Annotated in this window: 11 protein-coding genes; 7 read left to right on the top strand and 4 right to left on the bottom strand. The window is 75.5% G+C overall.

Annotation, left to right across the window (positions count from 1 at the left end; genetic code table 11):
* Positions 1-367 precede the first annotated feature (367 nt).
* Positions 368-2,806 (top strand): FUSC family protein, encoded by a 2,439-nt coding sequence (locus tag ACZ4SV_RS28545; protein WP_468007561.1) that lies wholly within the window; start codon positions 368-370, stop codon positions 2,804-2,806.
* Positions 2,807-2,860: 54 nt separating this feature from the next.
* Here ACZ4SV_RS28545 and ACZ4SV_RS28540 read toward each other — a convergent pair whose 3' ends face one another.
* Positions 2,861-5,656 (bottom strand): SpoIIE family protein phosphatase, encoded by a 2,796-nt coding sequence (locus ACZ4SV_RS28540; RefSeq protein WP_468007559.1) that lies wholly within the window; start codon positions 5,654-5,656, stop codon positions 2,861-2,863.
* A 565-nt stretch (positions 5,657-6,221) separates the two neighbouring features.
* Between ACZ4SV_RS28540 and ACZ4SV_RS28535 the strand changes: the two genes are divergently transcribed.
* From ACZ4SV_RS28535 to ACZ4SV_RS28525, 3 genes are all read left to right on the top strand, one after another.
* Positions 6,222-7,322, top strand: coding sequence for a PP2C family protein-serine/threonine phosphatase (locus tag ACZ4SV_RS28535; RefSeq protein ID WP_397942238.1), 1,101 nt, complete (start codon positions 6,222-6,224; stop codon positions 7,320-7,322).
* A 240-nt stretch (positions 7,323-7,562) separates the two neighbouring features.
* Positions 7,563-8,363, top strand: coding sequence for a GNAT family N-acetyltransferase (locus ACZ4SV_RS28530; RefSeq protein ID WP_468007557.1), 801 nt, complete (start codon positions 7,563-7,565; stop codon positions 8,361-8,363).
* Positions 8,364-8,546: 183 nt separating this feature from the next.
* Positions 8,547-9,557 carry a RimK family alpha-L-glutamate ligase gene (locus tag ACZ4SV_RS28525; protein ID WP_468007555.1) on the top strand — a complete coding sequence of 337 codons (1,011 nt, stop codon included), beginning with the start codon at positions 8,547-8,549 and terminating at the stop codon, positions 9,555-9,557.
* Between the two features lie 94 nt (positions 9,558-9,651).
* Here the strand turns inward: ACZ4SV_RS28525 and ACZ4SV_RS28520 are convergent, their stop codons facing one another.
* Complete coding sequence (locus ACZ4SV_RS28520; protein ID WP_397942053.1) at positions 9,652-10,116, bottom strand: winged helix-turn-helix transcriptional regulator; 465 nt, start codon at positions 10,114-10,116, stop codon at positions 9,652-9,654.
* A gap of 192 nt (positions 10,117-10,308) precedes the next feature.
* Between ACZ4SV_RS28520 and ACZ4SV_RS28515 the strand changes: the two genes are divergently transcribed.
* Positions 10,309-11,709, top strand: coding sequence for an MFS transporter (locus ACZ4SV_RS28515; protein ID WP_468007553.1), 1,401 nt, complete (start codon positions 10,309-10,311; stop codon positions 11,707-11,709).
* A 19-nt stretch (positions 11,710-11,728) separates the two neighbouring features.
* Here the strand turns inward: ACZ4SV_RS28515 and ACZ4SV_RS28510 are convergent, their stop codons facing one another.
* Positions 11,729-12,145, bottom strand: coding sequence for a MerR family transcriptional regulator (locus ACZ4SV_RS28510; protein ID WP_468007551.1), 417 nt, complete (start codon positions 12,143-12,145; stop codon positions 11,729-11,731).
* A gap of 34 nt (positions 12,146-12,179) precedes the next feature.
* The gene (locus ACZ4SV_RS28505) at positions 12,180-13,259 is read right to left on the bottom strand and encodes an MDR family NADP-dependent oxidoreductase (protein ID WP_468007549.1); all 1,080 of its coding nucleotides are present in this window, start codon (positions 13,257-13,259) and stop codon (positions 12,180-12,182) included.
* 902 nt (positions 13,260-14,161) lie between these two features.
* Between ACZ4SV_RS28505 and ACZ4SV_RS28500 the strand changes: the two genes are divergently transcribed.
* Positions 14,162-15,058, top strand: a complete 897-nt coding sequence (locus ACZ4SV_RS28500; RefSeq protein WP_468007547.1) for a phenylalanine 4-monooxygenase — start codon at positions 14,162-14,164, stop codon at positions 15,056-15,058.
* A 143-nt stretch (positions 15,059-15,201) separates the two neighbouring features.
* Positions 15,202-15,864: a TetR/AcrR family transcriptional regulator gene (locus ACZ4SV_RS28495; protein ID WP_468007545.1), complete on the top strand. Its 663-nt coding sequence runs from the start codon at positions 15,202-15,204 to the stop codon at positions 15,862-15,864.
* Positions 15,865-15,876: the final 12 nt, after the last annotated feature.

The following is a 15,876-nucleotide window of genomic DNA, read 5'->3' as shown; positions in this document are numbered from 1 at the left end:
CGGCGCCGCGCCCGCCCGCACCCGAGCGGCGCGCCCGCGCGCCCGCGCGACGAGCCCCGACGACGGTACGCCATCTCCGGGCGACCTCTTCACAGACAACAGCACACGCACTCCGCACAACCCCTGTTTCCCTCGGTTCCTGGCCGAGGCCGACGATTCTGCGGTACGACGGGGGCCTTGCCGCAAGCCCCCCGGTGCGCTATAAGTTGAAAGTGGCAAGGAGCGCGTGACCTCCTTGCCTTTGTCGTTTCTCCTCCACCGCGCGGTGCCAGCCTGGCCTGGCGCCCGCCGTGGTGTCTCCGCCGCCCCGCCCGCCGGATGCCGCCCGGAAGGTGCCGGAAGCCCCCGGGTGCGTGATGCTGAAGGGGTGCGGGGTGTTCCGGATGCTCGGCTGCCGGCGGCCTACGCCGCCTCGGGCCGCCGCGCGCTGCGGGTGACCCTGGTCGCGGCCGCCGGCTTCTACGCCTTCCGCTACGGCCTCGGCCGCCCCGTGGCCGGGACCTACGCCCTGTTCGCCGTGGTCGCGCTGGGCGGGCTCGCCAGGATCCCGGGCACCGGAAGACAGCGCGCGGCCGTGGTGGCACGGCTGCTGCCGGTGTGCTGGGTACTGGTGGCCGCGGGCACCTTCCTGTCGGTGCGGACCTGGACCGCGGTCGTCGGCATGCTGGTGGTCGGCTTCGCGCTGGCCTTCGCCGCCGTGGGCGGCCCGCGGCCGGCGGGAGCGGCACCGGGCCTCCAACTCCTCTACATCCTCCCGTCGTTCCCGCCGTACGACCCCGGCTCCCTCGGCGAGCGCCTGACCGGTACGACCCTGGGGACGGTGCTGTTCGCGGTGGCCGAGGCGCTGCTCCTGCGCGAGCCCCGGCCGCTGTCCTACCGGGAGCGGTCCGCCCGGGCGGCCGAGGCCGCCGCGCGGTGCGCGGCGCTCCTCGCCGCGTCCGCGCGCGCCCTGCCGGAACCGCAGGCGCGGGCGGCCCGGCAGGCGGGCCAGGCGCTGCGCCCGCTCAACGTGCCGGAAGCGGAACGTCCGGCGGGACCCGGTGTGCGCGAGCGCGCCCTCGCCCACACCGGGCTGGCCATCCGCACCCTGCTCGGCAGGCTGGTCGGGCTGTCCGCCGGACCGGCCCCCGGTGTGACCGCGGTCCTGCGGGCGGTGGCGGAACTGGCCGGGGCGACCGCCGCCTGCCTGCGCACCGGGACACCGCCCACACCCCAGCAACACGCCCTCACCGCCGCCCGGGCCCACCTCTCCGCACTGTCCGCAGGACCCCGCGCCGGCCCCCCGGCGCCGCCTGGCGGCAGCGGGTCGGCGTCCGGCGGGGACACGCGGGGGGCGGACGGCGCGGGGCCCACGCGGGGTGGGGCCGGGCCCGGGCCCGGTGGGAACGCGTCCGTTCCCGGTAAGGGTGGGCCCGCGCCCGGCGCGCATGTGTCCGTGCCCGGTGGGCCCGCGTCCGATGGGACCGAGTCAGGCGCTCATGTGTCCGTGCCCGATGGGATCGGGTCGGTGTCCGGCGGGGGCGCCTTCGTGACCGGGTTCTCGCCTGCCGTTCTGCGGTGTCACGCCGCCGTGCTGGAAATCGCCGACGCGGCGCTGGCGATGGGTGCGGCGGCCGGGCTGGCGGTGCGCGGGCGGCACGCGGCGGCGGAGGTGGCCGCGCTGTCGTCGCCGGTGGGTCGCTTCTGGTACGCCACGAGCCCGGCACCCTCGCTGTGGTGGCACCGGCTGCGCGGACACGCCGGGCGCCGGTCGGTGTTCTTCCAGAACGCGACGCGGATGGCCCTGGCCCTGACTGCGGTCCGGTTCGTGGCCGGCGTGGACACCCTGCCGCACGGCTTCTGGGCCATGCTGGCGACGCTCACCCTCACCCGTACCACGCTGGGCGAGACCTGGAGCACCGTCCGCCTGGCGCTCGCGGGCACGCTGGCCGGGGCGCTCCTCAGCGCCGGAGTGCTGATCCTGGTGGGCGCCGACACCGCCGTCTACGCCGTCCTGCTGCCGGTGTGGATGCTGTTCGCCTTCACCGTGGGACCGGTCCGGGGCGTGGGCTGGGCGCAGGGACTGTTCACCGTGCTCGTGGCGCTGGTCTTCGCGCAGCTGGCGCTGCCGACGTGGCGGCTGGCGGAGGTCAGGATGCTCGACGTGCTGGTCGGCAGCGCGATCGGTGCTGTCTTCGGTGTGCTGGCCTGGCCCCGGGGCGCCCATGACGAGATGCGGCGCGCGGGCGGCGAACTGCTGCGCCGGGCGGCGGAGATCGTGGTCGCGACCAGTGCCTCGGTGGCGGGCGGCGCGGCGGCCACCGAGGCGGGGAGGACCGGGCACCGGTCACTGCAACGTGCCGTCGTCCTCGCGGAGTCCGCGTACGCGCAGTTGCAGAGCGAGCCGCCGCCGCTCGGCGGCCGGCGGCGCGGAGCCGCGTCGCCGGTGGTGGACTGGCAGGCGACGCTGATCGCCGGGCACCACACCCTGTGGGGCTCGGCCCGGCTGCTCGAACCGCCGCCCACCGCGCTGGGACCGGACGCCGCCGAGTCGGCCGGCACGCTGGGGGAGCGGGTGGCGGGACGGATGCTGCTGGTCTCGGCGGCGCTGGACCCGGGAGAGGACACCCCCGCGGCCGTACCGCTGATCGACCCGGCCCGGACCGGTTTCACCGCCGAGCCGCCCGGCGCCCCGCGCCGCTACTACGCGACCGTGGCCTGGCTCGACTCGCTCATGTCCGACCTCACCCGGCTCGCGCACCCCGGCCCTCCGCTGGGAACCGGCACGGCCGCCGACCGGACGGCCGCCCGGACACCGCCGCCCTGAGCGGCGACGGGAGGCACCGCGGCGACGGCACCGCCCCATGACGTCGAGGCCGCCTCACAGACCCATGACGTCGAGGTCGAAGAGGACGGAAGGGTCCGGTTCCGGGGTGCGGTCCAGGGTCTGTTCGGCCCAGATGACCTTGCCCCGCGGCGCGTAACGGGTCCCCCACAGGTCCGCGAACCGGGAGACGAGGAACAGGCCGCGGCCTCCCTCGTCCGTGCTGGCCGCGTGGCGCAGCCGGGGCGAGGTGTTGCTGCCGTCCGACACCTCGCACACCAGCGTGCGGCCCAGCAGCAGCCGGACCCGTACGGGCGGGGCGCCGTAGCGCAGCGCGTTGGTGAGGAGTTCGCTGAGGATCAGCTCCGTGGCGAACGCCGTCTCCTCCAGTTGCCAGTCGGCGAGCCGCCGGCTCACCTCGCCCCGTACGCGGGGCACCGCCGTCACGTCGAACGGCACGTCCCAGGTCGCCACGCACGACGGTTTCAGCAGCCGGGTCCGGGCCACCAGCAGGGCCACGTCGTCGCTGGGATGCTCCGGCAGCATCCGCTCCACGAGGGCCCGGCAGGTCTCCTCCGGTGACCGGTCCGCCTGGGCGACGGTCGAGGAGAGCAGCGTCAGGCCCTCGTCGACGTCCCGGCCGCGGCTCTCGATCAGGCCGTCGGTGAACAGGACGAGACGGCTGCCCTCGGGCAGCACCAGCTCACCCGACTCGAACGGGTGCCCGCCCACGCCCAGCGGCGGGGACAACGGCAGCTCCGGGAAGGTCACCCGGCCCTCGGGGTCCGCCACGGCGGGCGCGAGATGCCCGGCGCGGGACAGGGTGCAGCGCCCGCCGACCGGGTCGTACACGGCGTACAGGCAGGTGGCGCCGGTGAGCGGGACGTGGTCGTCGTCCTCGGCGGTCGCGGTCTGCGTGTCCAGCCAGGTCACCATCTCGTCCAGGTGCCCCAGCAGCTCGTCGGGGGCGAGGTCCAGGGAGGAGAAGTTCAGCACCGCCGTGCGCAACCGGCCCATGGTCACCGCGGCCTGCATCCCGTGCCCGACGATGTCGCCGACGACCAGGGCCACCCGGAACCCGGGCAGCGGGATGACGTCGAACCAGTCCCCGCCCACCCCGGAGCGCGCCGGCAGATAGCGCGAGGCGATCTCCAGGACGTCCTGTTCCGGCAGGCCCACGGGCAGCAGGCTGCGTTGCAGCGTCACCGCCATGGCGTGCTCGCGGGAGAACCGGCGGGCGTTGTCGATCGCCACGGCGGCCCGGGCCACCAGCTCCTCGGCCACCGCGACGTCCTCCTCGTCGAACCGGGGGGAGCCCGCGCCCCGCCAGAAGTCCGCCATGCCGAGGACCACCCCGCGCGCCCGCAGCGGCACCGTGATCAGCGAGTGGATGCCGTAGTCCAGGGTCCGCCGGCCCCCGCCGGGGTCCTGGGCCCGCCAGTCCCGGGCGGTGCGCAGGTCCGGCACGAGGACGGCCTTGCCGCGGCGCAGGGCTGCCGCCATCGGGGTGTCGGCCATCACGAACCGGATCACCTCGCCCACCGGCTGCAAGGGATGCCCCGGGCGCGAGGCGCGCAGCGCGGTGCGCCGCATCTCGTGCACCGCGCCCGTGGGCTCCTCGCCGCGCAGCACGGCGTCGAGCAGTTCCACGGTGACGAAGTCGGCCATGCGCGGCACCGCCACCTCGGACAGCTCCTCGGCGGTGCGCCGCACATCGAGCGTGGTGCCGATCCGTACACCCGCCTCGTACAGGAACGACAGCCGGCCCCGCGCCACCTCGGCCTGCCCGGACAGCGCCCGCAGCTCCGTGCTGTCCCGGAGGGTGACCACGAACCCCTGCTCGCCGCCGTAGGGGGCGGTGGGCCGGATGTTCACCGCCAGCAGCCGGTCCCCGGCCCGGACGACCTCGTCGGACGCGCTCTCGCCCGCCGCCAGCAACCGGGTCAGGTCCGGTCCGAGCGCCAGCTCCCGCACCTGCCGCCGGTCGGCGTCCGCCGGCAGGTCCAGCAGCCGTCGTGCCTCGTCGTTGGCGAGCAGGACGCGCCCGTCGCCGCCGACGATCAGCACGCCCTCGCGCACCGCGTGCAGCACGGCGTCGTGGTGTTCGTACATCCGGGTCATCTCGGCCGGGCCCAGCCCGTGGGTCTGCCGCAGCAGCCGGCGGCTGACCAGGGCCGCGCCGCCCGTCGCCAGGACGAGGGTGCCCGCCGCGGCGCCGAGCAGCAGGGGCAGCTGCCGTCTCAGCACGTCACCCACATTGGCGTACTCGATCCCCGCGCTGACCATGCCGACCACGCGTCTGCTCGCGTCCAGCACGGGGACCACCGCGCGCACGGCGTCGGCCGGCCGGCCGTGGTAGGTCTCGGTGAACGTCTCTCCCATGGCGGCCCGGCCCACCCCCTGGGCCTTGGTGCCGATCAGGGTGGGGTCGGAGTCGGTGAGCCGGACGCCGTGCCGGTCCAGGACGGTCACGAAGTCGACGCCGGAACCCTTGCGCACCTGCTCCGCCTGGTCTTGCAGCCGGGCCGTCGGATCCGGCGAGCGCAGCGCCGACGTGGTCCCGGGAGCGTGCGCGAAGGACTCGGCCACGGCCAGCGACCGGTCCGCGGCGTCGCGCTCGGCGTCGTACAGCCCTTGCACCGCCAGGGCGGTGGCCCCCACCGCCACCAGCAACAGCATGATCAGCGCCTGGAGCACGAAGACCTGCGCGGCGAGCGTGCGGACGCTCAGGGACGACGGCAGACGGCGCCGGCGGCGCGGCCACGGCCCCCGGCCGCGGGACGGACCGGAGGGCCACCGGGTGCCGGACGGCGGCGCCGATCTCGCCCATGGGCGGCGGAAACGTCCGCTCATCTCCCTTTTCTAGCACTGGAACTCCGTGCCCGGCGACCGCTGCGAGCCCGCCCGCGGCGACCGGGCTCACCCCACGCCCGGCCCGCCCGCGGGAAACCGGGCACGGCTGCCCGGGTGCCGGGCGCCGGGCGCCGGGCACGGTCGCGTCCGGCGGCTGCGCCGTCCGCGCCGGTCACTGCTCACGTCCGGTGGCCTCGCCGTCCGCGCCGGCCACGGTCGGCGTCCGGCACCCGGCACCCGGTCGGACAGCGGCCCGCCCCGCCCTCGCGACGGCCCCGCCCCGCCCCGTGCTCGTTTGACGGCTCTGGACGGCGCTCGGCGAGCGCTGCGGAACGCGGTCCGGCGTCGCCGCCCCGCCCGTCACGCTCCGTCACGGAACATGCCGTGGAGTGGAGCAATGACCGGAGTGCCGGGGCCCGGCGGACCAGGCTGGGGACCTTGTCGAGTTCCCGTGACAGGAGTCCGTGTGCGAGGACCACGTAGGCCGAGGAGGGCTGGACATACCGGTCGGGAGCCGGAGGACGGCGCCGGCGCGCGGACACGGCTGCCGGCGCCTCCCGCGTGGCTGCGGTGGCTGCCGGTCCTGTACGTCGCCGCCGTCCTGCTGTTGGAGCCGCTGACGCCCGTCCAGTGGCCGGTGAGCTTCGTGCTGGTGGTCCTGCCGCTGGTGACCGCGTTCGCCCACGGGCCCGCCGTCGTCGCCGGCGCCACGGTGTTCGCCGTCGCCCTGGAGGGCGTCCTGGCCGGCACCCCGTGCTGCGCGGGCCGGGCCGTCGGCTATCTGTGGGACCGCCACTACGTCGCCGACTACGTCTGCACCACCCTGGTGGGCGCCCTCGGCACCGTCCTGGCCGCGCACCGCGTCCACCGCGAGCGCACGCTGGCCGACGTGCGCTTCGTCGCCGACATCGCCCAGCGGGTCCTGCTGCGGCCCGTGCCGCACCGGATCGGTGATCTCCTCCTGCACAGCCTGTACCTGTCGGCCGCGGCGGAGGCCCGTATCGGCGGCGATCTGTACGAGGCCGTCCCCACCCGGTACGGCGTCCGGCTGGTCATCGGTGATGTCCGGGGCAAGGGCCTGCTCGCGGTGGAGACCGCCGCGGCGCTGCTCGGCGCGTTCCGCGAGGCGGCGCACGACGAACCCGCGCTGCCCGCGCTGGCCGACCGGGTGGAGACGAGCATGAACCGCAGGGCCGCCCTGCTGGGCGGGAGCGAGGTGGGCGAACGGTTCGTCACCGCCGTCTTCGTCGAGATCTCCGCCGGGCGTCCGCTGCTCCGCGTGGTCAACTGCGGCCACCCGCCGCCCGTCCTCATCCGCTCGGGCGAGGTGCGCGAACTGGACAGCGGACGGCCGGCCCCGCCGCTCAACCTGGGGATGCTGGACGGGGAGCCGTACCACATGGACCAGTACTCCTTCCTCCCGGGCGACCAACTGCTGCTGTACACGGACGGCATCACGGAGACCCGCGCCCCGGACGGCGCCTTCTATCCCCTCCTGGAGCGCCTCGGCGCGTGGAGCCGCCTGCCGCCCCGGCGGCTCCTCGAACAGCTCCACCACGACCTGCTGGACTACAGCGGCGACCGCCTCCAGGACGACATCGCGGCGCTCGCCGTCTGCCTGGCCACCGAAGAGCGTCCCGTGCCGTCGGCGGCTGCGGGGCACTGAGCGGCCCGTGTCACCGGCGGATTCAGGGCATCGACGGCCGGTGTGTGGGCAGGGAAAGCCGGGGCACGGCCGCCGGCACCGGAGCGGCACGTGTCCTCGCGGCCTGACCGCCCGTCGGAACGGGCCGGGCACAGGCCGCGGAAACGGCGCCCGCACAGTGTGCCGATCCGGGACATCACCCGGGCCGGTGCCGTATGACTGGGTGGGCCCACCAGACCTCGCCGCCCCCAGGGGGAGCAGATGACGGATCGTACGGAGTCGGTCGAATCGATGGAGCAACTCGCCCTGGTCTGGCGGGCCATGGTGCTCGACCGCGATCCGGACGCCGATGTGCGGGACCTGCCGGGCATCGCCGTCCGCTGGGCCGACTGCCGGTTCGCGTTCTGGAACTGCGTCACCCTGACGGACGTGGACGCGGATCCCGCGCTCCTCCAGGAACGCCTGTGCCAGGCGGCGGACCTCATGCGCGCGAAACGCCACCCCGGGTTCCTGTGGCTCTTCGAAGACCTCCTCGGTGCCGAGGCACGCGCACAGGTGGAGACGGCGGCGGAGAAGGCGGGGCTCGCCTACGCCTTCCCCGGCACCGGCATGGCCGGCGACTTCCTCCCGCTGCCCGAACCGGCCCACCCCGAGCTGACGTTCGTACGCGTCACCACCGACGAACACCTCCGGGCGTACGCGGACCTGAACGCGCGCGCCTACGGGTTCCCACTGGCAGACGGCCGCGACGGACTCCTCGGGTCCCGGCTGTGGAAGGACGGCGTGCACGCCTACCTCGGCCTGCGCGACGGTGTCCCGGTGACCTGCGCCGCGACGGTGGAGGCGGACGGCAGGCTCTTCGTCGCCCTCGTCGCCACGGCGCCGGAAGGGCAGCGCAGGGGCTACGGCGAGGCGGTGACGCGCAAGGCCCTGTACGAGGGCGCCCGGGCGACCGGCCTGACCCGCGCCACACTCCACGCGACGGCGGCCGGGGCCCCGGTGTACCCGCGGATCGGCTTCCGGCCGAACTCGCCGATGCGCTTCTACGGCCTGAAACGCTGAGGCCGCCCACGGCCGGTACCAAGGGCTCCCGCTCCCGAGCGGCACGCCGGTCCCCGCTCCGCCGGACCGGCCCCGGCGCGGAGGTCGGCCGCTCCACACGCCTGACACCGTGACCACCCAACTGCGAGACTGACCCGTCGACGGCCCGCCGGTGGTGGGCGGCGAGGCGGCGGAGGAGCCGGAGTGGTCGATCAGCACCATGCCGTACCAGGTGCGCGGCGCCAGGCCGGGCCGACGCCCGCCGACGTGTGGCTGCTGGTACGGCACCGGCCGACCGCACTGCGCCGGTCCACACGCGAACTGGCGGCCGCGCTCGCCGGCGCCCACGGCTCCCGCTTCGCGGTCTGGCACACCGACGAGCTGCTGTTCGGCGTGCACGGCGGCCGGTTGATTCTGCGCACCCTGGGCGGCATGGAGGTGCCCGCGCCCAGGGTGGTGTGCGTACGGCAGGTGGCGGGCCCCATGCGCGACGACCGCGAGGTGACCCTGTTACGGCACCTCGCACGCATGGGCAGCACCCTCGTCAACCCGCTCGACGCCCAGCTCACCTCCCGCAACAAGGTCTGGCAGCTCCAGGAACTCGCCCTGGCCGGGCTGCCGGTGCCCGACACCCTCTCCTACGCCACGGCCCCCTTGGAAGGCGTCGTCCGCAGCCCGGACCTGGACGCCCCGTGCGTGGTGAAGTCGGTCGGCGGCGCCAAGGGCGGACAGGTCTTCCTCGCCCGGGACCCGCGTCTGCTGCGCGAACTGGCCGGCAGCCTCAGCCAGGAGACGCCGTTCCTGTTCCAGGAGCACGTGGCCGCCTCCCACGGCCGTACCCTGCGCGTGCTCGTGGTCGACGGCGCACCGGTGGGCACGGTCCTGCACACCTCCCACGACGGCGCCCTCACCGCCAACGTCGCCCGGGGCGGCTCCGCCACCGTGTGCACGGGCCGCCATCCGCGGGCGGAGGAACTGGCGGTGCGGGCGGCGCGCGTCCTCGGCCTGGACATCGCCGGGGTGGACCTGCTCTTCACCTCCCCGGACGGCTACACCCTCTGCGAGGTGAACGCCGTACCGGGCTGGCGCCCGGAGATGACCGGGGTCGTCCCGGCTATTACGGCCTGTATCGCCCGCCGGCTGGCCGAGGGCGGCCCGGGCTGCCTGGACGGCCCGGAGCCTCGGGCGGCCGGGTCCAGCCACATCGTCGCGTAGGGCTGGCGCCGGCGCCGGCAACGGCCTGCCCTGGGCAGGCCCCGAGACAGGTCGCGACCACTGTGACGCGCGGCGGTGGCACGGCCGCTCCGGTTCAGTCCGTGTCGTCGGCGAGGGTGATTTTTTCGACCACCGTCTCGTCCGGGCCGACCGGACGCCCGTCACCGGAGCGGATCTCCAGCGGGCTCAGCGGGCGCCCGTCGCGGCGGTCGAGGAGCCGCGAGTGCGCCTCCCCGGGAGCGAAGCAGTGGGCCTCGCCCCACTGGCGCAGCGCGACGACGACGGGGAAGAGGGCGCGGCCCTTCTCGGTGAGGACGTACTCCCGGTAGGGACTGTCGTCGGCGGCGGGCACGGTCTCGATCACACCGGCCTGCTCCAGCGTGCGCAGCCGCGCGGTGAGGATGTTCTTGGCGATCCCCAGGCTGCGCTGGAACTGCCCGAACCGGCGGCTGCCGTCGAAGGCGTCGCGCACGATCAGCAGGGACCACCAGTCGCCGATGGCGTCGATCGAGCGGGCGACGGGGCAGGGGTCGGCGTCGAACCGGGTGCGGGCGACCATCGGGCTCTCCTCCTGCGCGAGACACGCGGAACAGCGGGGCGGGACGTGCGGGACGTGCGGGACAGCGGTGCGGGACATCCGTAGGGGACTTCTGCGGCGGACATCCACGCGAAACGTTCGGTTGCAACATGCTACCAGTGCGCCCTAGAGTCCACCGGTAGCAACTTGCAACCACCGAAAGGAAGGTGCCGTATGCCGAGCCACCGCTCCACGGCCGGCGGCCGGACGGCCGGGACCGCCGCGCCCGCACCGACCGGGCCGCCGCCCGCCCGACTGGTCCTGCTCTTCGCCGTCGCCTGCGGCAGCGCGGTGGCCACCGTCTACTTCGCCCAGCCCCTGCTGGTCACGCTCGGCGAGCGCTTCTCGCTCGGCTCCGGCCTGCTCGGCGCCATCGTCACCGTCACCCAGCTCGGCTACGCGGCGGGCCTGTTCCTGCTCGTGCCGCTCGGCGACCTGGTCGACCGGCGGCGGCTGATCACGCTCCAGCTCGGTCTGCTCGCCGTCGCGCTGCTGGCGGTCGGGCTGGCACCCGCGACCGCCGCGCTGCTCGCCGCGCTCGTCGCGGTCGGCGCGCTGGCCGTCGTGGCCCAGACGATGGTCGCCGCGGCGGCCTCCCTCACCGCCCCGGCCTTCCGGGGGCGGGTCGTCGGATCGGTCACCAGCGGAGTGATCACCGGCATCCTGCTGGCGCGCACGGTGGCGGGCGTCCTGGCCGACCTGGCCGGATGGCGGGCCGTGTACTTCTTCTCGGCCGCGCTGACCGCCACGCTCACCGTGCTCCTGCGCCGGTCCCTGCCGGCCGGGCGGCCACCTACCGCCCCGCTGCCGTACCGGCGGCTGCTGGCGTCGACCGTCCTGCTGTTCGCCCGCCAGCCGCTGCTCCGGGTCCGCGGCGGGCTGGCGTTCTTCGTCTTCGCGGCCTTCAGCACGCTGTGGAGCAGCGTCGTCCAGCCGCTCAGCAGCCCGCCGTGGTCGCTGTCGCACACCGCGATCGGCGCGTTCGGGCTCGCCGGAGCGGCCGGCGCGCTGGCCGCGGGCATCGCCGGCCGCTGGAACGACCGCGGTCTCGCGCAGCGCACCACCGGCATCGCGCTGGTCCTGCTCGCGCTGTCGTGGCTGCCGCTGGCGTTCACCCGGCAGTCACTGTGGGCGCTCGCCGTGGGCGCGGTCCTGCTGGACTTCGCCGTGCAGGCCGTGCACGTCACCAACCAGACCCTCATCCACGCGGTCCGCCCGGACGCAGGAAGCAGGATCATCGGCGGCTACATGATCTTCTACTCGGCCGGCAGCGCCCTCGGCGCCACCGGCTCCTCCTTGGTGTACGCGGCGGCGGGCTGGTCCGGCGTGTCCGTGCTGGGCGCGTCCTTCAGCGGCGCCGCCCTGCTGTTGTGGGCGGTGACCCGGCGCCTCCAGCACCGGGCCGCGGTGCCACCGGCCTCGTCGGACGACCGTCGGGCGGTGGTGTCATCGGCCTCGCCGGACGGCCATCGGGCCGCGGTGCCACCGGCCACACCGGATGATCACCGGGCTGTGGCACCGGCCACGGTGGACGACCACCGGGCGGTGGTGCCGCCGGCCACGCCGGAGGACTGAGTCGCGGCGCGGTCCCGGGCTACGGGATCGGTCCGCAGGGCGGGGCCGTCAGGCCGGCCTTCAGGGCGTCCCGCAGCCGCGTCAGCCGCTCGATGTCCGCGTCCAGGGCGGCGATCCGCCGCTCCACCACCGCCGCGCCGACGCCCTCCGCTTCGCCGTCCGGCGCTGCGGACCCTTCGCGGGCAGGCGACCCGGCGCTGCCCGGCGGGGCCACGGCGAGGAGCGGGAGCCGGTCGGCGACGGCCCGCAGGTCCTCGACCGTGAGTCCGAGCGCGAGCAGCGCCCGGATGACGCGCAGCACGGCGAGTTCCCCGGGCCCGTAATCCCGCTGCCCCGATCCCGTACGGGCCGGCGGGGGCAGAAGTCCGCGCTGCTCGTAGAAACGCAACGCCCGGGGCGTCGCCCCCACGGCCGCCGCCGCGTCACCGATCCGCACGCTGTCCGCCTCCCGCCGTCCGTGGCAGCGGCCGTCACCCATCGCCGGCCACGTCCACGACGACCGCCCCGACATGCTGCCCCTCCATCACTTCCCGCAACGCCTGCGGAGCCCGCCCGATGCCCGCGACCCGCGTCAGCGGGAACCGGATCCGGCCGGACCGCAGCCATGCGGCGAACCGCGCGGTCCACTCCGCCTCCACACCGGGATGGGCGGTGCCGATGTAGCCCGCCAGCGACGCTCCCATCAGGACCAGCCGGTACGCGTCGATCTCCACCGGTGCGGCGGCGCCGGCCCCCTCGGCCGCGAGCTGCCCGGACAACGCCCCGACCAGCGCGAACCGGGCGCCGGGCCGGGCGGCGTCCACCGCGGCGGTGAGCTGCGCGCCGCCCACGGTGTCGAGGAGCACATCGATGCCGTCCGGCGCGGCCTCGGCGAGCTGCCCGGCGAACGCGCGATACGCAGCCCGGGAGTCCCCGGCGTCCCCCGCCGCACGCCAGGAACCCGCCGTCAGGACCGCGTCGTAGCCCAGCTCGGCGACGAGACGCCCGGCCTTCCCGGCGGTACCGGTGGTCCCGATGACCCGGGCGGCACCCAGCAGCCGGGCGATCTGCCCGGCCAGCGAGCCCACGCCGCCGGCGGCGCCGGTGACCAGGACGACATCTCCCTCGCGCACTCCGGTGAGCCGGGTCAGCGCGCCGTAGGCGGCGGAGCCGAAGGAGAGCTGGGCGACCGGGTCGGGCAGCGCCGGGTCGACCCGGCCGCACCACGCCACGGGTACGACGGCGTACTCGCGCCAGCCGAGCGGATGCGTCACCAGATCGCCGGGGTGCAGCCCGCTGCCGTGCGGCGCGCGGACCACCTCGCCGACCGCCGGTCCCATGAGCGTGTCGCCCGGGCGCAGGCCGGGCACCGGAGTGCCCCGCGCGGCTCCGCCGAGCAGGGTGCGCAGGCCCGCGGAGACCAGGAAGTGCCGGTTGCGCACGAGGACATGGTCCGGGCCCGGCCGGCCCACCGGGGCCTCGGCCACGGTGAGGTCCGCGGGCACCGGCAGTCCCACGGGGACGGCGGCGAGCCGTACTTCACGGCCGACCTGATGCGCGACCGATGTCATGAGCGACCTCCTCAGGGGGGCGGGGGAGGCGCCACGCTAAACCCTGACCCGCGCGTCAGGGGCAACCCCGCGCGGCGGCCAGAAGACCGCGGGCCGGGGCTGGGTTCCCCGTCTCCCGCTCCCTCCCTGGGTGCCTCCCACCCGTTAGCCCCACGCTCCCGGGCTGCGCCGCGCCGCGCTCCGCCGGTCGACGGGAACTGCTCCGGCGCCCGGCCGCGCGGGCCACCCGGTCTGTCGGTCTGTCGGTCTCCTGGCTTCCCGGCCTCCCGATCTCCTGGCCTGTCGGCTTCCCGGCGCCCGGCGCCCGGCTTCCCGGTCTGCCGGCGTCCGGCCTGCCGACGCCCGACTTCCCGGCCGCCCGGTCCGCCGACCTCCCAGTCTCCCGGCCGCTCGGTCTGCCAGCCTCTCGGTCTCCCGGCCCCTCGTCGCCCCGGCCCCTCGTCGCCCCGGCGCCCGGCGCCCGGCGTCCCGCCCCCGCACCCCTGTGCCCGCCCCCGCCCCCCGCCCCCGGGCTCACAGGTACCGAACGTGACCGCCCCGTCGGCGCCGCGTACCGCTTCGCGGCGCCGGTGGCCGAACGTCGCTGCCGAGGGGAAACTGGCGTCGGAGGGCGTGTGGCACTTCCGGCGCGCTCCGTACGAGTCAGCAAGCCGAACAACAAGTCAGCAAGCCGAACAGTCGGACCCGGACCCGGCGCCGCGACGCGGCCACGGTGATCCGGGACCCCGCAGGTGGTGCTCGGGGCGACCGCGGAGGCGGACACCCCGGACCGCTGGTTCCGGCGCCACCGCCGCCGGCCCGGCCGTCGTGCCGGCCGCCGGGGCGGCGCCGGCCGGCACCACGGCGTCCGCCCGGGCCGCGTACCACCTGACCGACCAGGACCGGGAAGGAACGATCGGTTCATGAGCGGTACACAGGCGCGAACCCCCGTCACGGCCGGCGGCCGGCTGGGCGAGGCCGGCCGGCACCCGGGACTCAGCGATCCGGACTACCTGTTCCGGCGTCAGGCGATCGCCGCGCGCGCCCGCGGCCACCGGGTCGGCGACCCCTCTCCGCCGGTCAGCTACAGCCCGAGCGAGGAGAGGACCTGGCGCACCGTCCACCAGGCCCTGTGGAAGGCCCAGGACGAGCACGCGTGCCGCGCCGTCCAGGAGGCCAGGGAACACGCCCCGATCCCCGCGGACCACATCCCGCAGCACGCCGAGGTCGGCGCCCGGCTGCGGCGGCTGACCGGCTTCGACTTCACGCTCGCCGGGGGAGTGGTCGAGAACAAGCGGTTCCTGGGCTCGATGGCCGGCGGCTACTTCCACGCCGTGCAGTTCGTCCGTCACCCGGCCGTACCGCTGTTCACCCCGGAACCCGACGTCATCCACGACGTCTTCGGCCACGGCATCCACCTCTCCTCGCCCGGCTTCGCCCGGATCTACCGTCTGATCGGCGAGGCGGCGCGACGGGTCGACCGCGCGGACCTCCTGCAGATGATCAGCGACGTGTACTGGTTCACACTGGAGTACGGCGTCCTGGACGAAGGCGGGACACCCAAGGCGTACGGCGCGGCCCTGCTGTCCTCCTACGGCGAGCTGAGCCGGCTGTCCGCGGCCCGCGTCGTCCCGCTGGACATCGACACCATGCTCGCCACCGCCTACGACATCCGCGGCTACCAGCCGGTCCTCTTCAGCGCCCGCAGTCTGGACGAGGTCGCCGACACCCTGGGCGGCTTCCTGGAGGACCTCCGCGACGACAGCGAGCCGCGCCGCCGGCCGGCCCCGCACGAGACCCGCACCACCGCCGGCCGCTGAGCCCGCGTACGCCGGGCGGACCGTCCGCCGGTGTGGGCTCCCCGCTGCGCACCGAAGTGGCGCCGCGAGGACCGATAGCTCCCGTGATATGCCCTAACGAACCCCAGCGAACTGACGATCACTCAGAAACGGGAAACGGGAACGTGCAGACGGTGGCCGGCGGGTCCGGTACGGGAACGCCCCGGGAGCGGTACCGCGCCCAGGTGCGGGAGGAGATCAAGAAACACGCCTGGGAGCAGATCGCCACCGCCGGCGCCTCCGCCCTCTCCCTCAACGCGATCGCCAAGCGGATGGGCCTGAGCGGACCGGCGCTGTACCGGTACTTCGCCGGCCGGGACGACCTGATCGCCGAGCTGGTCAGGGACGCCTACCGCGGCCTGGCCGAGACCCTCCGCGCCCGCGCCGAGGCCGGTGCCGACCTGCGCGGCCTGGCGCACGCCCTGCGCGCCTGGGCCCTGGCCGACCCGCAGCGCTACTTCCTCGTCTACGGCGCCCCGCTGCCCGGCCGCCATGCGCCCGAGGACACCACCCGGATCACCTCCGAGATCATGGCCGTCGTCCTCGACGCCTGCACCGCCGGACCACTCGCCGCCGGGCCGCCGGCACCGCCGGAGGCGCATCGCGACGGCCGCCGGGCCTGGGCCCGCGCACACCCGGCCCCGCCGCGGGCCCGGCGCCGTGCCCTGGCCTTCTGGACCCGGCTGCACGGCGTCCTCTCCCTCGAACTCGCGGGCCACTACGCGGAGATGGGCTTCGATCCGGCCCGGCTGTACGAAGCGGAGACGGAGACCGTCACAGAGCACTGACGACGGACGGCA

It is taken from the genome of Streptomyces sp. NPDC027672 (assembly GCF_055566335.1).
Note: the sequence above shows the minus strand (reverse complement) of the source record. Positions and strands in the feature narration are given on the sequence as shown.